The 19521-nt window shown below is 58.5% G+C and carries 13 protein-coding genes, 2 tRNA genes and 3 rRNA genes; all 18 read right to left on the bottom strand.

Going from position 1 to position 19521, the window contains the following annotated elements; translation table 11 throughout:
- Positions 1–139: 139 nt before the first annotated feature.
- Entirely contained in the window at positions 140–2440 is a 2301-nt protein-coding gene (locus LOY51_RS04080; protein ID WP_125462577.1) for a PqiB family protein, read from the bottom strand.
- On the bottom strand, positions 2433–3056 hold the full coding sequence (locus LOY51_RS04075; RefSeq protein WP_125462576.1) for a paraquat-inducible protein A: 624 nt from the start codon (positions 3054–3056) through the stop codon (positions 2433–2435). The genes LOY51_RS04080 and LOY51_RS04075 overlap by 8 nt, the downstream gene beginning before the upstream one ends.
- Positions 3043–3702 (bottom strand): paraquat-inducible protein A, encoded by a 660-nt coding sequence (locus LOY51_RS04070; protein WP_125857431.1) that lies wholly within the window; start codon positions 3700–3702, stop codon positions 3043–3045. The genes LOY51_RS04075 and LOY51_RS04070 overlap by 14 nt, the downstream gene beginning before the upstream one ends.
- 192 nt (positions 3703–3894) lie before the next feature.
- A 5S ribosomal RNA gene (rrf, locus tag LOY51_RS04065) occupies positions 3895–4010 on the bottom strand.
- 133 nt (positions 4011–4143) lie between these two features.
- Positions 4144–7037: ribosomal RNA gene (locus tag LOY51_RS04060) — 23S ribosomal RNA — on the bottom strand.
- A gap of 245 nt (positions 7038–7282) precedes the next feature.
- A tRNA-Ala gene (locus tag LOY51_RS04055) sits at positions 7283–7358 on the bottom strand.
- A gap of 24 nt (positions 7359–7382) precedes the next feature.
- A tRNA-Ile gene (locus LOY51_RS04050) sits at positions 7383–7459 on the bottom strand.
- 86 nt (positions 7460–7545) lie between these two features.
- A 16S ribosomal RNA gene (locus LOY51_RS04045) occupies positions 7546–9082 on the bottom strand.
- The 16S, 23S and 5S rRNA genes sit together here with 2 tRNA genes alongside, the layout of an rRNA operon.
- Before the next feature lie 549 nt (positions 9083–9631).
- Positions 9632–10243 carry a protein-methionine-sulfoxide reductase heme-binding subunit MsrQ gene (gene msrQ, locus LOY51_RS04040; protein WP_258644669.1) on the bottom strand — a complete coding sequence of 204 codons (612 nt, stop codon included), beginning with the start codon at positions 10241–10243 and terminating at the stop codon, positions 9632–9634.
- On the bottom strand, positions 10243–11256 hold the full coding sequence (gene msrP / locus LOY51_RS04035; protein ID WP_125857428.1) for a protein-methionine-sulfoxide reductase catalytic subunit MsrP: 1014 nt from the start codon (positions 11254–11256) through the stop codon (positions 10243–10245). The genes msrQ and msrP overlap by 1 nt, the downstream gene beginning before the upstream one ends.
- Positions 11257–11330: 74 nt before the next feature.
- On the bottom strand, positions 11331–12182 hold the full coding sequence (gene pssA / locus LOY51_RS04030) for a CDP-diacylglycerol--serine O-phosphatidyltransferase (protein ID WP_110995968.1): 852 nt from the start codon (positions 12180–12182) through the stop codon (positions 11331–11333).
- A 152-nt stretch (positions 12183–12334) separates the two neighbouring features.
- Positions 12335–13351 (bottom strand): ketol-acid reductoisomerase, encoded by a 1017-nt coding sequence (gene ilvC, locus LOY51_RS04025; RefSeq protein WP_125462571.1) that lies wholly within the window; start codon positions 13349–13351, stop codon positions 12335–12337.
- 54 nt (positions 13352–13405) lie between these two features.
- The gene (gene ilvN / locus LOY51_RS04020; protein ID WP_003250040.1) at positions 13406–13897 is read right to left on the bottom strand and encodes an acetolactate synthase small subunit; all 492 of its coding nucleotides are present in this window, start codon (positions 13895–13897) and stop codon (positions 13406–13408) included.
- Between the two features lies 1 nt (position 13898).
- Entirely contained in the window at positions 13899–15623 is a 1725-nt protein-coding gene (locus LOY51_RS04015) for an acetolactate synthase 3 large subunit (protein ID WP_125462570.1), read from the bottom strand.
- A gap of 193 nt (positions 15624–15816) precedes the next feature.
- Positions 15817–15984: a hypothetical protein gene (locus tag LOY51_RS04010; protein WP_189654516.1), complete on the bottom strand. Its 168-nt coding sequence runs from the start codon at positions 15982–15984 to the stop codon at positions 15817–15819.
- A gap of 46 nt (positions 15985–16030) precedes the next feature.
- Positions 16031–16363, bottom strand: coding sequence for a YqcC family protein (locus LOY51_RS04005; protein WP_125462569.1), 333 nt, complete (start codon positions 16361–16363; stop codon positions 16031–16033).
- Positions 16360–17127 carry a tetratricopeptide repeat protein gene (locus LOY51_RS04000; protein WP_125462568.1) on the bottom strand — a complete coding sequence of 256 codons (768 nt, stop codon included), beginning with the start codon at positions 17125–17127 and terminating at the stop codon, positions 16360–16362. The genes LOY51_RS04005 and LOY51_RS04000 overlap by 4 nt, the downstream gene beginning before the upstream one ends.
- A 26-nt stretch (positions 17128–17153) precedes the next feature.
- Positions 17154–19475, bottom strand: coding sequence for a penicillin-binding protein 1B (mrcB, locus tag LOY51_RS03995; RefSeq protein ID WP_125462567.1), 2322 nt, complete (start codon positions 19473–19475; stop codon positions 17154–17156).
- Between the last annotated feature and the right edge of the window lie 46 nt (positions 19476–19521).

The raw sequence follows: 19521 nt of genomic DNA, 5'->3' as shown, positions 1-19521 counted from the left end.
ACCGACCCTAGGGTCGGTTTTTTTATGCCTGCGATTTGCTGGGCCAGCAAGCAACTCAATGGATGGCACCCGCTGCGCGGGTGTTCGCGGCTAAAGCCGCTCCTACAGGGGCAGGGCCGCATGACGACCCTGCCCTTCATCACTTGCCGATCTGCAGCTTCGGCGCCCACTGCAGCCAGGCATCTTCCGGCTTGTCGAACAGGGCGAAGGTCTGCTGCGGCCGTGCCGGGTTGCCCATCTGCTCGCCATCCGGCGTGGCAAAGGCAATACCACCTTCAATCAGGGTCTCCACCGACTCGGTGCGCACCGTGGCGCCCTTGAACAGCCCCCAGTCGAAACCGAACCCACTGCTGTTCCAGAAGCGGCTGCCGCCGCGTACCAGGCCTGCATAACGCGGCTCGATAAGGATGTGGATAAGTACCCGGTCGGCAGTCTGGCCCAGCTCGAAGCCGACCACCTTGCCCACCGCGACTTCACGGTAGGTGACCGGCACCCCGGGCTTGATCGAGCCACGCCGCGGCGCACTCAGGGTCAGCGGCAGGCCGACTTCCTCACCCTGCACCTCCGGCGCATCGGCCAAGGCGATGAAATCACGCTGCGGCCCCTTGTCCTTGAGCGCCGGCAACACTTCCAGGTACTGCCCTCCCACCAAGGTATCGAGGTTCTCGGTGCGCACCAGGCCGAGGGCCGGCTTGACCACCCAGAACTGTGTCCCCACCCGCGCAATGCGATCTGCGGCCTGGGTAATACGCGCCCTGAGCAGTACGCCCTGCAGGTCGCTGGTCAGGTCCACACTCTCGACACTGCCCACGTCCAGCCCGCGGAAGCGGATCGAGGTCCCCGGCTTCAGCCCATCGGCACGCTCCACGCGAATGGTCACCAGGGTGCCGGCACGGTTGGCGGCCTCCTGGCTCTCATGCAGACGGAAACGCGGGATACGCCGCTTGAGCGGCACATCGGGTTTGGGTGTGTCGAAGGAGATACCACCGGCCATGAGGGTCTGCAGCGACTCACTCTTGACCTGAATCCCCGAGAGGCCGCCAGTCAGGGTGATACCGCTGGCATTCCAGAAGCGCGTGGAGCCGTTGACCAGGTTGGCGTACTCCTTCTCGATGTGGACACCGATCAGGATGCGCTTGCTGTTGCGGGCAAACTGATAGCTCTGCACGCTGCCCACGCGCACCTGGCGGTACATCACCGGGCTGCCCACCTCCAGCGAGCCGAGGGTTTCGGCGAACAGCACCATGTGCAAGCCTGGCGCCTTGAGATCAAGCGGCGGCGCCTTGGGCCGTGCCTCGAACTCACGCAAGGGCTTGGCACCGGGCTCACCCGGGCGAACAGCGATGTAGTTACCCTTTACCAGTGCTTCCAGCCCAGTGATGCCCGCGAGCGAGATGGAAGGCTTGACCACCCAGAACTGGGTCCCTTCGACCAGGTAATCCTCTGCCAGCGGGTCCAGGGTCAATTCCGCCATTGCGCTGGACAGGTCACCCTCGATCTTCAGGTCCTTGAGCGAGCCTACCTGGATACCCTTGTACAGCACCGGGGTACGGCCCTTCTGCAGCCCCTCGAAATCACTCAATTTGACCTTCACCCGGATACCCGCCTGAGCGGCGTCGAAATCCTCGTACAGCCGGAACGGCAGGCTTGGGTCAGTGGGCGGGCTGTCCTGGCGATTTTCTGGCGTGGCGAAAGCGATACCGCCGGCGACGATGCTGGAAAGCGATTCGGTGCGCACCTTCACGCCGGACAGGTCGGCATCGATGCTGACGCCACTGGCGTTCCAGAAACGCGTGTGCTTGCGCACCAGGCTGGCATACGCGGGCGCGATGAAGACCTTGATCTCCACAGTGCCCTGATCCTCGGACAGGCGATAGCTTTTCACTCGGCCCACCTGGATCTGCTTGTAGAACACCGGGCTGTCACGGTTGAGCGAACCCAGGCGCTCGGCCTTGAGGGTCAGGTGCAAACCGGGCTCGGCATCGGACAACGGTGGGGCTTCCTTGAGCGCGGTAAAGCGCTTGGTCGGTTCGCCCTCTCCTGGCTCCACGGCGATGTAATTGCCTGAGACAAGGGTTTCAAGCCCGGAGATACCAGCCAGGCTGACGCTGGGCTTTACCAGCCAGAAGCGCGTGCCTTTGGTCAAATGTGGCCCGGCCGCCTTGTTCATTTCGATGGTGGCGATCACGCCTCGATTGTCGCCCTTGTTATCCAGCACCAGGCCCGTCACCTTGCCGATCGACATGCCCTTGAAAATGACCTCGGTCTTGTTGGCGACGATGCCCTCGCCGGTTTCGAAGCGCACCTGGATTTCGATACCGGCGTCACGGTAGGCCTGCCAAGCCAGCCAACCACCGATGGCCAGAGCGATCAGCGGCAGGATCCAGATGGCCGACCAGTTCGAAGCAGGGCGGGTTTTAGCCGTAGGCAAGTCACTCATGGTCGTCATCCGACTCCGTGTTGTCCCAGATCAGTCGGGGATCGAAAGTTAAGGCGGCGAGCATCGTCAGGATCACCACACTGGCGAAGGCGACAGCGCCCAGGTTGGCTTCGACACTGGCAATGCGGCCAAAATTCACCACCGCCACCAGGATGGCAATGACAAAGATATCCAGCATGGACCAGCGCCCGATGAACTCGATGAAGCGGTACATCAGAATGCGCTGGCGCGCCGACAGCGGCTGGTGGCGCTGCACCGAGTACAGCAGCAGGGCAATGCCCACCAGCTTGAACGTGGGCACCAGGATGCTGGCGATGAACACCACGGCGGCGATCGGCAACATGCCGTGCTTGAGCAGGGTGATAACCCCCGACATGATGGTGTCGGGGCTGCCCTGCCCCAGCGCGCTGACCGTCATGATCGGCAACACGTTGGCAGGGATGTAGAGCACCATCGCAGTGATCAGCAGCGCCCAGGTGCGCACGATGCTGTTAGGGCGTCGCTCATGGACAATGGCCCCGCAACGGGTGCACGTCTGCGACGTGGTATCTGCTTCGCGGCGGTTGAGCTCATGGCATTCACCGCAGACCAGAATGCCTGCATCAATCGCCCGCATGGACATCCTCCCCGGACAAGGCCACCCAGATCTGGTGCGGCGACATCACCACTTCCAGCCACACCTGCACCAGCAACAGGCTGATGAAGCAGAACAGGCCGAGGCCGATACTCAGTTCAGCCAGGTCGACCAGCTTGACGATGGCAACCAGCACACCCATGAAGTACACCTCGAGCATGCCCCACTCGCGCAAGTGGTGATAAATACGATAGATCAGCAAACCGTAACTGCGACCGACGTCAAAACGGATGCTCAGCAGTACCAGCAATTGGCACAACAATTTGAGCAGCGGGACGGCCATGCTGCACAGGAACACCACCACGGCGACGCCGCGCATTTCGGAGTTGTACAAGCCGAGTACGCCGCTCCAGACGGTGTCGTCCGAGGTTTGGCCAAGCAGATGCAGCTGCATGATCGGCAGGAAGTTGGCGGGCACATAGAGCAGCAAGGCGGTAAGGACCAGTGCCAGGCTGCGAGGAACGACGTTATGCCGATGGGCATAAAGCTCGTAGCCACAGCGCGGGCAATGGGCTTTCTCGTCGTTTTGCAGCGTCGTCTTGCGCATCAGCAGGTCGCACTCGTGGCAGGCTACGAGTTCGTCCAGGGGTAACTGTGCGAGCGCTTGCGTATCGACAGGGTTGGGCATAAGAGGGTTCTGAATGGATGCGTCGGCTCTATTCTAGTGTTCTGACTCGAATTGTGGGAGACGACTATTGTGAGGGACTGTATGCCAGCACCTGCGGGTGGCGCTGCTCACTGTCCAGGAGCGCTGATTTCGTCCTGGCGGAAAAGACAAAACCCCTACCTGCATGCGCAGATAGGGGTTTTGCGGAATGAATCTTGACGATGACCTACTCTCACATGGGGAAACCCCACACTACCATCGGCGATGCATCGTTTCACTACTGAGTTCGGGATGGGATCAGGTGGTTCCAATGCTCTATGGTCGTCAAGAAATTCGGTTGCCCAGAATGTCTTAGGAACACTCTTGGCTAATTCAGATATGTGATTTGTGATGTTGCGAATCTTCGGGTCTTTCGTCTTCACCACCACAATTCGGCTTACGCGCAAATTGCTTGGGTGTTATATGGTCAAGCCTCACGGGCAATTAGTATTGGTTAGCTCAACGCCTCACAGCGCTTACACACCCAACCTATCAACGTCGTAGTCTTCGACGGCCCTTTAGGGGATTCAAGATCCCAGTGAGATCTCATCTTGAGGCAAGTTTCCCGCTTAGATGCTTTCAGCGGTTATCTCTTCCGAACATAGCTACCCGGCAATGCCACTGGCGTGACAACCGGAACACCAGAGGTTCGTCCACTCCGGTCCTCTCGTACTAGGAGCAGCCCCTCTCAAATCTCAAACGTCCACGGCAGATAGGGACCGAACTGTCTCACGACGTTCTAAACCCAGCTCGCGTACCACTTTAAATGGCGAACAGCCATACCCTTGGGACCGGCTTCAGCCCCAGGATGTGATGAGCCGACATCGAGGTGCCAAACACCGCCGTCGATATGAACTCTTGGGCGGTATCAGCCTGTTATCCCCGGAGTACCTTTTATCCGTTGAGCGATGGCCCTTCCATACAGAACCACCGGATCACTAAGACCTACTTTCGTACCTGCTCGACGTGTTTGTCTCGCAGTCAAGCGCGCTTTTGCCTTTATACTCTACGACCGATTTCCGACCGGTCTGAGCGCACCTTCGTACTCCTCCGTTACTCTTTGGGAGGAGACCGCCCCAGTCAAACTACCCACCATACACTGTCCTCGATCCGGATAACGGACCTGAGTTAGAACCTCAAGGTTGCCAGGGTGGTATTTCAAGGATGGCTCCATGAGAACTGGCGTCCCCACTTCAAAGCCTCCCACCTATCCTACACAAGCAAGCTCAAAGTCCAGTGCAAAGCTATAGTAAAGGTTCACGGGGTCTTTCCGTCTAGCCGCGGATACACTGCATCTTCACAGCGATTTCAATTTCACTGAGTCTCGGGTGGAGACAGCGCCGCCATCGTTACGCCATTCGTGCAGGTCGGAACTTACCCGACAAGGAATTTCGCTACCTTAGGACCGTTATAGTTACGGCCGCCGTTTACCGGGGCTTCGATCAAGAGCTTCGCTTGCGCTAACCCCATCAATTAACCTTCCGGCACCGGGCAGGCGTCACACCCTATACGTCCACTTTCGTGTTTGCAGAGTGCTGTGTTTTTAATAAACAGTCGCAGCGGCCTGGTATCTTCGACCGGCATGGGCTTACGGAGCAAGTCCTTCACCCTCGCCGGCGCACCTTCTCCCGAAGTTACGGTGCCATTTTGCCTAGTTCCTTCACCCGAGTTCTCTCAAGCGCCTTGGTATTCTCTACCTAACCACCTGTGTCGGTTTGGGGTACGGTTCCCAGTTATCTGAAGCTTAGGAGCTTTTCTTGGAAGCATGGCATCAACCACTTCGCGCTCTAAAGAGCACTCGTCATCAGCTCTCGGCCTTGAGATCCCGGATTTGCCTAAGATCTCAGCCTACCACCTTAAACTTGGACAACCAACGCCAAGCTGGCCTAGCCTTCTCCGTCCCTCCATCGCAATAACTGGAAGTACAGGAATATTAACCTGTTTTCCATCGACTACGCTTTTCAGCCTCGCCTTAGGGACCGACTAACCCTGCGTCGATTAACGTTGCGCAGGAAACCTTGGTCTTTCGGCGTGGGAGTTTTTCACTCCCATTGTCGTTACTCATGTCAGCATTCGCACTTCTGATACCTCCAGCAAGCTTCTCAACTCACCTTCACAGGCTTACAGAACGCTCCTCTACCGCATCACCAAAAGGTGATACCCGTAGCTTCGGTGCATGGTTTGAGCCCCGTTACATCTTCCGCGCAGGCCGACTCGACTAGTGAGCTATTACGCTTTCTTTAAAGGGTGGCTGCTTCTAAGCCAACCTCCTAGCTGTCTAAGCCTTCCCACATCGTTTCCCACTTAACCATGACTTTGGGACCTTAGCTGACGGTCTGGGTTGTTTCCCTTTTCACGACGGACGTTAGCACCCGCCGTGTGTCTCCCATGCTCGGCACTTGTAGGTATTCGGAGTTTGCATCGGTTTGGTAAGTCGGGATGACCCCCTAGCCGAAACAGTGCTCTACCCCCTACAGTGATACATGAGGCGCTACCTAAATAGCTTTCGAGGAGAACCAGCTATCTCCGAGCTTGATTAGCCTTTCACTCCGATCCACAGGTCATCCGCTAACTTTTCAACGGTAGTCGGTTCGGTCCTCCAGTCAGTGTTACCTAACCTTCAACCTGCCCATGGATAGATCGCCCGGTTTCGGGTCTATACCCAGCGACTAAAGCGCCCTATTAAGACTCGCTTTCGCTACGCCTCCCCTATTCGGTTAAGCTCGCCACTGAATATAAGTCGCTGACCCATTATACAAAAGGTACGCAGTCACCTAACAAAGTAGGCTCCCACTGCTTGTACGCATACGGTTTCAGGTTCTATTTCACTCCCCTCTCCGGGGTTCTTTTCGCCTTTCCCTCACGGTACTGGTTCACTATCGGTCAGTCAGTAGTATTTAGCCTTGGAGGATGGTCCCCCCATATTCAGACAAAGTTTCTCGTGCTCCGTCCTACTCGATTTCATTGATAAGAGATTTTCGTGTACGGGGCTATCACCCACTATGGCCGCACTTTCCAGAGCGTTCCACTAATCTCAAACCAACTTAAGGGCTGGTCCCCGTTCGCTCGCCACTACTAAGGGAATCTCGGTTGATTTCTTTTCCTCAGGGTACTTAGATGTTTCAGTTCCCCTGGTTCGCCTCTTGCACCTATGTATTCAGTACAAGATAACCAGCTTATGCTGGCTGGGTTCCCCCATTCAGAGATCTCTGGATCACAGTCTGTTTGCCGACTCCCCAAAGCTTATCGCAGGCTACCACGTCTTTCATCGCCTCTGACTGCCAAGGCATCCACCGTATGCGCTTCTTCACTTGACCATATAACCCCAAGCAATCTGGTTATACTGTGAAGACGACATTCGCCGAAAATTCGCATTTCGCTCAGTTAAGAGCAGAACTCACAAATTTTACCTTAGCCTGATCACACACCAGTGAAAGTGCATGTCAGTCTATCTATCACATATCCGAATTTTTAAAGAACGATCTGACAAAAGTCAGAAATCAACATTCATTGCCGAATGTTCATTTCTAAGTTCTGAGCAGTGCTGCGAAACCTGAAAGAGTGGTGGAGCCAAGCGGGATCGAACCGCTGACCTCCTGCGTGCAAGGCAGGCGCTCTCCCAGCTGAGCTATGGCCCCATTTGACCAGCCGCACCAAGTAATTGGTAGGTCTGGGCAGATTTGAACTGCCGACCTCACCCTTATCAGGGGTGCGCTCTAACCAACTGAGCTACAGACCTATAACAGGGTTGCGTTACAGCATCGTCTTTACACAATGAATCAAGCAATTCGTGTGGGAGCTCATCAGCAGGCTGATGTCGTCGATTAAGGAGGTGATCCAGCCGCAGGTTCCCCTACGGCTACCTTGTTACGACTTCACCCCAGTCATGAATCACACCGTGGTAACCGTCCTCCCGAAGGTTAGACTAGCTACTTCTGGTGCAACCCACTCCCATGGTGTGACGGGCGGTGTGTACAAGGCCCGGGAACGTATTCACCGCAACATTCTGATTTGCGATTACTAGCGATTCCGACTTCACGCAGTCGAGTTGCAGACTGCGATCCGGACTACGATCGGTTTTGTGAGATTAGCTCCACCTCGCGGCTTGGCAACCCTCTGTACCGACCATTGTAGCACGTGTGTAGCCCAGGCCGTAAGGGCCATGATGACTTGACGTCATCCCCACCTTCCTCCGGTTTGTCACCGGCAGTCTCCTTAGAGTGCCCACCATAACGTGCTGGTAACTAAGGACAAGGGTTGCGCTCGTTACGGGACTTAACCCAACATCTCACGACACGAGCTGACGACAGCCATGCAGCACCTGTGTCAGAGTTCCCGAAGGCACCAATCCATCTCTGGAAAGTTCTCTGCATGTCAAGGCCTGGTAAGGTTCTTCGCGTTGCTTCGAATTAAACCACATGCTCCACCGCTTGTGCGGGCCCCCGTCAATTCATTTGAGTTTTAACCTTGCGGCCGTACTCCCCAGGCGGTCAACTTAATGCGTTAGCTGCGCCACTAAAATCTCAAGGATTCCAACGGCTAGTTGACATCGTTTACGGCGTGGACTACCAGGGTATCTAATCCTGTTTGCTCCCCACGCTTTCGCACCTCAGTGTCAGTATCAGTCCAGGTGGTCGCCTTCGCCACTGGTGTTCCTTCCTATATCTACGCATTTCACCGCTACACAGGAAATTCCACCACCCTCTACCATACTCTAGCTCGCCAGTTTTGGATGCAGTTCCCAGGTTGAGCCCGGGGCTTTCACATCCAACTTAACGAACCACCTACGCGCGCTTTACGCCCAGTAATTCCGATTAACGCTTGCACCCTCTGTATTACCGCGGCTGCTGGCACAGAGTTAGCCGGTGCTTATTCTGTCGGTAACGTCAAAACAGCAAGGTATTAACTTACTGCCCTTCCTCCCAACTTAAAGTGCTTTACAATCCGAAGACCTTCTTCACACACGCGGCATGGCTGGATCAGGCTTTCGCCCATTGTCCAATATTCCCCACTGCTGCCTCCCGTAGGAGTCTGGACCGTGTCTCAGTTCCAGTGTGACTGATCATCCTCTCAGACCAGTTACGGATCGTCGCCTTGGTGAGCCATTACCTCACCAACTAGCTAATCCGACCTAGGCTCATCTGATAGCGCAAGGCCCGAAGGTCCCCTGCTTTCTCCCGTAGGACGTATGCGGTATTAGCGTTCCTTTCGAAACGTTGTCCCCCACTACCAGGCAGATTCCTAGGCATTACTCACCCGTCCGCCGCTGAATCGAAGAGCAAGCTCTTCTCATCCGCTCGACTTGCATGTGTTAGGCCTGCCGCCAGCGTTCAATCTGAGCCATGATCAAACTCTTCAGTTCAATACTGCTTGGGTTTTTAAGAAACCCTAAACTTGGCTCAGCAATCTCAAATGACTATGTGATTTCTCGCATGGCCACTTGTGATGCTGATAATCTTTTTGACTATCAGTCCGTACTCACAAGCACCCACACGAATTGCTTGATTCAATTTGTTAAAGAGCGTTTGGCTAAGAGCTTTTCGTCTCAACCGAGGCGCGCATTCTACGCTTTCCTCATTGACTGTCAAGCGTTTATTTTGAAGTTCTTTCCGAGAAACTCGTTTAGCTTCAACCGCTTAACTCGCTGCGATCTCTCGTAGCGGGAGGCGAATCATACAGCGTTACAATCTGCTGTCAACCACCTTTTTTCACCGCTGCCGATCGTGAGACCGAAACACTTCCGGAGCCTTCGAATCGCTTAACTCATTGAATTTCAAGGAGTTTTGCGTTCCGTTGTCGCTGGAAGTGGGGCGCATTATAAGGGGATCTGAAACCCCGTCAACCTTTAATTTCATGAAACAGAAATATAGGAGAACGACCGGATAAAGACGGCAAGACACGCAACCCACGCTCAGGCCGCCCTCTTACGCCCTCCCGCAAACCTGGGCACTCGCTTCGCCACCGCCGGAATTCGCAGCGCCATCAGCAATACCCCTACCCCTGCATAGATGGCCCACTCCTTCAAATCCGAACGCACGATCCACAAGAAATGCAGCAACCCCAACCCCAGAATCACATACACCAGCTTGTGCAGCCTCTTCCAACGCGCCCCTAGCCGCCTCTGACTGTAGCGATTGGAGGTAACCGCCAACGCCAGCAATCCAAGGAAACCCAACGCGCCGACAATGATGTACGGCCGCTTGCGCAGCTCAACCCCCAGCTGCCCCCAATCCAGGCCCAGGATGAACACCATATAAGAAGTCATGTGCAGCACTATATAAGCAAAGCACCACAAGCCCAGCTGCCGGCGCACCACGATCCAGCCCGACCACCCTGTCAATTTCTGCAGCGGCGTCATGCTCAGAGTAATCAATAGAAAGACCAACGCCCCCAGCCCAAGCCGATCCACCAGGATCTTGCCCGGATCTGGGTCGAGCTGCCCCGTCGCCGCCTGATACAGCCACCAGGCCGGAAACAGGCAGCCGAGCACAAAGATCGCCAATCGCAACCAGGGATAACGCATCAATAGTTCTTCCGCAGATCGAGCCCGGTGTACAACGACGCTACCTCATCGGCATAACCGTTGAACATCTGCGTCTCCCGCACATTGGGGCTGAACAGCCCACTGGGCAAGCGCCGCTCGCGAGCCTGGGTCCAGCGCGGATGATCGACCGTCGGGTTGACGTTGGCATAGAAACCATATTCATCCGGCGCCAGCCCTTGCCAGGTGGTATGCGGCTGCTCCGCCACCAGGCTGATGCGCACGATCGACTTGATGCTCTTGAAGCCATACTTCCATGGCACCACCAGACGCAGTGGCGCGCCGTTCTGGTTTGCCAACTCCCGGCCATACATGCCCACAGCCAGGATCGCCAACGGGTTCATCGCTTCGTCCAGGCGCAGCCCTTCTACATAAGGCCAGTCGATCAGGGCAAAACCGGAGCGTTGCCCGGGCATGCTCTTTGGGTCTTGCAGCGTTTCGAAACGAACATAACGCGCCTTGGAAGTAGGCTCGACCTGCTTGAGCACTTGCGCCAGCGGAAAGCCCAACCACGGAATGACCATCGACCAGGCCTCTACGCAGCGCAGCCGATAAATGCGCTCCTCGAGCTGATAGGGTTTGACGAAGTCCTCCAGCGCATAGCGCCCGGGCTTTGCCACTTCCCCATCGACCACCAGGCTCCAAGGCTCGGTCTTCAGGCTGCCCGCATTGGCTGCAGGGTCGCCCTTGTCGGGCCCGAACTCATAGAAGTTGTTGTAGTGAGTGGCGTCCTTGAACGGCGTGATGGCCTCATCCTTCACGGTGACTGCCTGCCAGCGCGTGGCACCCAGCTTTTCGGTGAACCACGCAGGCGCCGCTCCGCCTGCGGCATCGGCATAGCGCGATGGCTCTGCGGCCACACCCAAACGCGGCAAAGCGCCCAGGGCCATGCCTGCCAAGGTGCCACCCAGCATGCTGCGACGGGAAAGGTAGAGGTGTTCAGGGGTGATCTGTGCCGACGTGCAGTCGGATGATCGGGGGAGTTTGATGAGCATGACGGCTCCACAGTACGGGCAACTGATGTACCCGTAAGACTATGGAGCCGGCAGGTTATTCCACGATTAAATCTTCATGAGGTTTTACGACGACCGCGCAGCAGGTACTGCAGCGGGCCGGAAACCGCATAAGCGAGGAAGATCAGCAGCAGGATGCGGGGCGGGTCGCTGAACACTACGGCGAACACCAGCACCACGGCCAGGATCGCAACAAAAGGCACACGCCCCTTGAGATCCAGCTCCTTGAAGCTGTTGTACTTGATGTTGCTGACCATCAGCATGCCGGCAGCAGCTACCAGCAATGCCACCAGGAACGACAACTTGGAACCCTGGATACCGAAATCGCTGAACGCCCACACAGTGCCAGCCACAACGCCAGCCGCGGCTGGGCTGGCCAGGCCGATGAAGTAGCGTTTGTCGGCCGTACCGACCTGGGTGTTGAAACGCGCCAGGCGCAGTGCGGCACCGGCCACATAGATGAAGGCGACCATCCAGCCGACCTTGCCCATATCGCCCAGTGCCCAGCCGAAGGCCAGCAAGGCCGGCGCCACACCAAAGGCGACCATGTCCGACAGCGAGTCGTACTCGGCACCGAAGGCGCTCTGGGTGTTGGTCATGCGCGCAACACGGCCATCGAGGCCGTCGAGAACCATGGCGACGAAGATCGCGATGGCGGCGAAGGCGAAATACTTGCTCGCTTCGCGCGGATCACCAGCGCTCAGGGCGCTCTGCGCGCTCATCGAACTGATGATGGAATAGAAGCCGGCAAACAGGTTGGCAGTGGTGAACAGGTTGGGCAGCAGGTAGATGCCGCGGTGACGGACCTTGCGGCCTTCGGCGTCATGCCCTTCTTCGACATGCTCATCGATCGGTAGCAGGCTTTCGGCGTCGGAGGGCTTGTTCGGCTCTTCGGGACGTTCGCTCATGAAAAGTACCTTGCAACGGGGGTGGAATATGTTCGACACGGGCTCGCGAAACGGGTTCTGACGGCGAGCCACTGGTCGCTTTATACCAGAAGCCGGCCGCGCAAACGAAAAAACGCGGCCGAAGCCGCGTTTTTCATTTAGCCAAGCAAGACTTAGTTCTTGCTCTTGTCGACGATCTTGTTGGCCGAGATCCACGGCATCATCGAACGCAGTTGCTCGCCGATGATTTCGATACCATGGGCGGCGTTGTTACGGCGCTTGGCGGTCATCGATGGGTAGTTGGTGGCACCTTCGCTGATGAACATCTTCGCGTATTCGCCGTCCTGGATGCGCTTCAGAGCGTTGCGCATGGCCTTGCGGGATTCTTCGTTGATGACTTCAGGGCCGGTGACGTACTCACCGTACTCGGCGTTGTTGGAGATCGAGTAGTTCATGTTGGCGATACCGCCTTCGTACATGAGGTCAACGATCAGCTTCAGTTCGTGCAGGCACTCGAAGTAGGCCATTTCTGGCGCGTAGCCAGCTTCGACCAGGGTTTCGAAACCAGCTTTGACCAGCTCGACGGTACCGCCGCACAGAACCGCCTGCTCACCGAACAGGTCGGTTTCGGTCTCGTCCTTGAAGGTGGTTTCGATAATGCCGGTACGGCCGCCACCGACGCCTGCGGCGTAGGACAGGGCGACGTTCTTGGCATTGCCCGAAGCGTCCTGGTAGATAGCGATCAGGTCAGGGATGCCGCCGCCTTTGACGAACTCGGAGCGCACGGTGTGGCCCGGGGCCTTCGGTGCGATCATGATCACGTCGAGGTCGGCACGCGGAACGACCTGGTTGTAGTGGATCGAGAAGCCGTGGGAGAAGGCCAGGGTGGCGCCTTTCTTGATGTTCGGCTCGATCTCGTTCTTGTACAGCTGGCCCTGGAACTCGTCCGGGGTGAGGATCATGACCAGGTCGGCGGCAGCGACGGCGGTGGCCACGTCGGCTACTTTCAGGCCGTGGGCTTCTGCCTTGGCAACGGTGGCCGAGCCTTTACGCAGACCGACGGTAACGTCTACACCGGAGTCCTTCAGGTTGCACGCCTGAGCGTGGCCCTGGGAGCCGTAACCGATGATGGCGACTTTCTTGCCCTGGATGATGGAAAGGTCGCAGTCTTTATCGTAGAAAACTTTCATGAAATACCCCTGGTTATATCTCGGCCCCTGCGGAGCCATAGCTAATTTTTGAAGTTAGATGCTGAGCACTTTGTCGCCACGGGCAATGCCGGTGACGCCACTGCGCACGGTTTCGAGAATCGATGCGGTGCCGATGGCCTGGATGAAGCTGTCCAGTTTGTCGCTGGTACCGCTCAGCTGCACGGTGTACACGCTGGCAGTCACGTCGACGATCTGGCCGCGGAAGATATCCGTGGTGCGCTTGATCTCGGCGCGCTGGGCACCGGTGGCCTTGACCTTGACCAGCATCAGTTCGCGCTCGATGTGAGCGCTTTCCGACAGGTCGACCAGCTTGACCACTTCGACCAGCTTGTTCAGGTTCTTGGTGATCTGTTCGATCACTTCATCATGGCCGACGGTGGTCAACGTCAGACGCGACAGGGTCGGGTCTTCGGTCGGTGCCACGGTCAGGCTTTCGATGTTGTAGTTGCGCTGGGAGAACAGGCCGACCACGCGAGACAAGGCACCGGGTTCGTTTTCCAGCAGCAGGGAAATGATGTGCCGCATATCAGGTACGCTCCGTCTTGCTCAGCCACATGTCACGCATCGAGCCATCCTTGATCTGCATCGGATAGACGTGCTCGGTACGGTCGATCGCGATGTCGATGAAGACCAGGCGGTCCTTCATGGCAAACGCTTCTTCCAGCTTCGGCTTGAGGTCCTTCAGGCTGGTGATGCGGATACCCACATGACCATAGGCCTCGGCCAACTTGACGAAGTCAGGCAGCGACTCGACATAGGAATGCGAGTGGCGGCCGTTGTAAGCCATGTCCTGCCACTGGCGGACCATGCCCAACACACCGTTGTTCATGTTGACGATCTTCACCGGCAGGCCGTACTGCATGCAGGTGGACAGCTCCTGGATGTTCATCTGGATGCTGCCTTCGCCAGTGACGCAGGCCACGTCATGATCCGGGAAGTTGAGCTTGATGCCCATGGCCGCCGGGAAACCGAAGCCCATGGTGCCCAGGCCACCGGAGTTGATCCAGCGGTTGGGTTTGTTGAAGCGGTAGTACTGCGCCGCGAACATCTGGTGCTGGCCCACGTCGGAGGTGACGAAGGCATCGCCCTTGGTCACTTCGCACAGCGTCTCGATGACCTGCTGCGGCTTGATGACGTTGCCGTCGCCCTTGTCGTAAGGGAACAGGCCACCGTCGCCACGCCATTCGTCGATCTGCTTCCACCAGGCATCCAACGCCGCCTTGTCAGGCTGCTCGCCGATTTCCTTGAGAATGCCGAGCATTTCGTTGAGCACGCTTTCGACCGGGCCGACGATCGGCACGTCGGCCTTGATCATCTTCGAGATCGACGCCGGGTCGATGTCGATATGGATGATCTTGGCGTTCGGGCAGAACTTGGCCGGGCCGTTGACCACGCGGTCGTCGAAACGCACGCCGACAGCGAAGATCACATCGGCATTGTGCATCGCCAGGTTGGCGGTGTAGCTGCCGTGCATGCCGAGCATGCCGAGGAACTGGCGGTCGGTACCCGGGAAGCCACCGAGGCCCATGAGGGTGTTGGTGACCGGCAGGTTCAGCGACTTGGCGATTTCGGTGAGGGCTTCGGAGCCACCACCGAGGATGACGCCACCGCCGGAGTAGACGACCGGGCGCTTGGCCGCCAGGAGCATTTCGGCTGCCTTGCGGATCTGGCCGGAGTGACCACGTACAGCCGGGCTATACGAACGCAGCTTGACCTTTTTCGGGTAGATGTACTCGAACTTCTCAGCCGGGTTGGTCATATCTTTTGGAATGTCGACCACGACCGGGCCGGGACGGCCGGATTGCGCAAGATAGAAAGCTTTTTTCAGAACTTCCGGGATTTCCGAAGCATGCTTGACCATGAAGCTGTGCTTCACGATCGGCCGGGAAATACCGATCATGTCGGTTTCCTGGAAGGCATCGGTGCCGACCATGGTGCTGGGCACCTGGCCAGACAGGATGACCATCGGAATGGAATCCATGTAAGCGGTGGCAATGCCGGTGATGGCATTGGTCGCACCTGGGCCGGAAGTCACCAGTACCACGCCGGCCTTGCCGGTGGCACGGGCGTAACCGTCCGCCATATGGGTGGCAGCCTGTTCGTGACGGACCAGGATGTGCTGGACTTCCGGTTCCTTGAACAGAGCATCGTAAACATGAAGGAGAGCACCGCCAGGGTACCCGTAGATGTGCTTAACGCCCTCGTCACGCAAGAAGCGGACGACCATCTCAGCGCCAGATAAAAGCTCCACGTTGTTCACCTCTAAAACGCCAGAATACCGTCCTCACTGGACGGGTCTTATTAGGTTTACTGCCAAGCAGAGCATGAGCGAACGTCAGCACTGACTGAGCAAGTATTGGGAATGCCCTGGTGTGTTGCGGGCTTTCCCACCCAGCGCGAGGTAACGCGTTGCGGGGTGTTACAAGTCGGCGCGGGTGTGCGCCTCATGATCTGCTTAGCGGGTCTGCTTCTGGCAGTCCCTCTACAGCGGAATCTGGATTCTTGTGATTTGGCGCCAACAAGTCAAGAAAAATTATTGCCAATTTTTCCGCAAGATGAATCGCCAGCACCACTAAAAAGGCGCGCAGCAGCAGAACAATAAAGATTTCCATAAAAAAGGGCCACAATCTGCGGCCCTTAAAGGAAAAAGAGAAGAAATCAGGCGGAAGGCGCGATCAATTGATCGAATTCTGCCAACAGGCGCCGTAACACGCGGCTTTGTTCCGGGCGATCGACAAACACCGTCTCGGCCATCACCAGGATGCCCGAGGCATTCGGCAACGCCAGCCCGTGCTCGAGGATCAGCTTCATGCGTGGCAGGAAGATCCACTGCAGCCACTGCTCGAAGCTCATGCTGTCCACCGCGAACGGCACCGTGCTGGCCAGCATCTCGTCGCTGGGCGTATCAGCGCTCCACCAGCCCTGGACCTTGAGCTCTTGCTCGATCAGCAGCAGATGGTCGGCGATATCGAGAATGCGCTGTTCCATCACAGGTTGACCCGCGCCTTCTGCCGCGCCAGTGCGGCACCGGCGCTGTCGCCTTGCTTCTCGCGGGCCTGGGCGATGGTGTTCCACAGCTGGGCCTGAAGGTCTGGACGGCCGTTGGCGTAGGTCAGCGCGCGACGGGCCAGTTGCTCGGATTGCGCCGCGTCACCTTGCGACAGGCGCACCTGGGCCAGGCGGAACAGCACCTGCGGCTCGCGCGGGGCGATGCGCTGGGCACGCTCCAGGCTCGAAGCGGCGCCGTTGAAGTCACCACTGCCCTGCTGCTGCTGGGCGGTGGTCAGCAGCGCCAGCACCGGGCCATCGAGTTGCTCGTCGGCGGACAAGCCGCCGGTGTTGGCGCGCGGGATGCCGGTCGGCGCCTGGGTGACGGCCGGAGGGTTGCTCATCGAGGCGATGTCGAACGGCTCATCAGCCACCGGGTTGGGGTTGCTGGTGATGGGGCCAGTGCTGATCGGGCCCGGGGTGATCGGGCCGCTGCTGACCGGGCCGGGAGTAATCGGCCCGGTGCTGATCGGCGCGCCGCCGGTGCCCTGCGGGATCATCACGGTGACGCCGCCTTCTTCGGGCAACGACTGCGCCTGGCTGCTGCCGCCACTGGTCGGGTAGGCCGAGGTGCGCTTGGCCTGGACCCGCTCACTGTTGGAGACCCGGGTGCTCGAATCCACCACCGGGATGTTGCCACGCTGGACGCTGGAGCAGCCTTGCAGCACGGTTACCGCAGTCAAGACAGGAATCCACCACTTCTTCACTTCACACCCTCTTCAAAAGCTCGTGCTCAATTCATCCACCCCTTGACCCAGTCCATGACCGATTCGGCCGGGTTCTGTTCGCCACCACAGGTGGCGCCAGCGGGCGGTTCGCTGCCGCGAATATACGGCATCTGCACGGCTCCCGGACAGCTACCGTCGGAACCCTGGCCGCTGTAAGGGTCGATCCAGGCCTGCACCACGTTGTCGGGTAGCGGCATGTCCAGCGGCAACGGGTCGGCCTTCTTCATGAAGCTGGTCCACACCTGCAGCGCGCCGGTGGCGCCGGTGAACGGCGTCTTGCCGTTGTCGTCGCGGCCCAGCCAGACCACTGCCAGCAGGTCCTGGCTGAAGCCGGAGAACCAACTGTCGCGCGAGTCGTTACTGGTGCCGGTCTTGCCCGCCAGCGTCAGCGAGCTGGGCAGCACGCTATACACCGAACGCCCGGTACCTTCACGCATTACCCGCTGCATGGCGTTCTGCACCAGATAGATGGCACCGGGGTCGAAGGTTTGCTGGATCTGGAACGGGTAGCGCTTGAGCGGCTCGCCTTCGGCGGTGAGCACGCTGCGAATGCCACGCATCGGTGTATTGAAGCCACCGTTGGCGATGGTCTGGTACATGGTCGCAACCTGCATCGGCGACATGCCGCCAGCGCCCAGCAGCATCGACGGGAACGCCGGCCAGTCGACCTGCACACCCAAGCGACCGATGGTCTTGATCACGTTCGGCACGCCCACTTCCAGGCCGAGCTTGGCGGTCGACAGGTTGTAGGAGTTGGCCAGGCCCTGGTACAGGTAGATGGTGCCATGGGGGCGGCGATCGTAGTTCTGCGGGCGCCACACCTGGCCGTCGGCACCTTTGACCGAGAACGGCTCGTCCTGCACCCGAGTGGTCAGGCTGTACTTGCTCGGTTGCTCAAGCGCGGTGAGGTAGACCGCCGGCTTGACCAGCGAGCCGATCGGCCGCACGGCGTCGATGGCACGGTTAAAGCCGGCAAAGCCCGACTGACGGCTGCCGATCAGCGCCTGCACCTCGCCGGTTTCCGGGTTGGTGACGACCATCGCCGACTCCACCTCGTCGGCGCCCTTGCGCCCGGCCAAGCGCTTGAACGTCTCGCTCATGGCGGTTTCGGCCTTCATCTGCAGGATCGGGTCGAAACTGGTGAAGATGCGCAGGCCTTCTTCGGTCAAGTCTTCGTCGCGGTAGTCCTGGCGCAGCTGGCGCTTGACCAGGTCGAGGAACGCCGGGAACGAGCTGTCGGCCAGGCTGCCGCGCTTGGTCACGCCCAGCGGCATCTTCTTCGCAGCATCGATCACTTCCTGGCTGGCCACGCCCTGCTCGGCCAGCAGGTCGAGCACCAGGTTGCGGCGCTGCAGGGCACGCTCGGGGTAACGACGCGGGTTGTAGTAGGACGGTCCCTTGACCATGCCCACCAGCAAGGCAATCTGGTGCAGCTTGAGTTCCTGCAGCGGCTGGCTGAAGAAGAACTGGCTGGCCAGGCCGAAACCATGCACCGCGCGCTGGCCGTCCTGGCCGACGAAGACTTCGTTCAGGTACGCCTCGAGGATCTCGCGCTTGTCGTAGTGCATCTCCAGCAGCACGGCCATCATGGCCTCGGTCAGCTTGCGGCTGAGGCTGCGCTCGTTGGTGAGGAAGAAGTTCTTCACCAGCTGCTGGGTCAGGGTGCTGCCGCCCTGACGCATGGCGCCCGAGGAGGTGTTCACCCAGATGGCCCGGGCAATGGACTTGGGCGATACGCCGAAGTGGCTGTAGAAATCGCGGTCTTCCGTGGCGATCAGGGTCTCCAGCAGGTACGGCGGCACCTGGTCGATCTTGATCAGGATGCGGTCTTCAAGATTCTTCGGGTAGATACCGCCAATCATCAGAGGCTCCAGGCGCACCACGTCGAGCTTGCCGCCGTTGGCACCGCTGAGCCCCGCAACGTAGTCACCGGAGAACCGTACACGCACGAACTGCGCCGGCTCCATACCTTCATAGAACTGGAAGCCACGGGTATTGAGGTCGACGTTGTTACCATTGATCGACGCCGCGCCCGGGCCATTGGCCGCACTCTCGCGACGGTAGCCGAGGGCATCGAGCTCGGTGAGGAAGTCGTTCTTGCTCAGCTTCTGGCCGACGAACAGCTCCAGCGGCCGGGCGTACACCTTGGCCGGGATGGTCCAGCGCTTGCCGGAAAACTTCTCCTGCACAGTCGCATCGAGGTAGACCGCAAAACCGGCGATCAGGACAAGGCCGACCAGGCTGAGCTTGAGAGCCCAGCCCAACCAGGCGCGCGCACGGCCGGTCGGCTGCTTTTTAGGGGGGCGGGAATTTCGGGTACGAGTCATGGCGGCGGAGTATACGCACTTTCAAAAAGGGAGGCAGGCGCCCACA

Source organism: Pseudomonas sichuanensis (assembly GCF_024749065.1).
GTDB lineage: Bacteria > Pseudomonadota > Gammaproteobacteria > Pseudomonadales > Pseudomonadaceae > Aquipseudomonas > Aquipseudomonas sichuanensis.
Note: the sequence above shows the minus strand (reverse complement) of the source record. Positions and strands in the feature narration are given on the sequence as shown.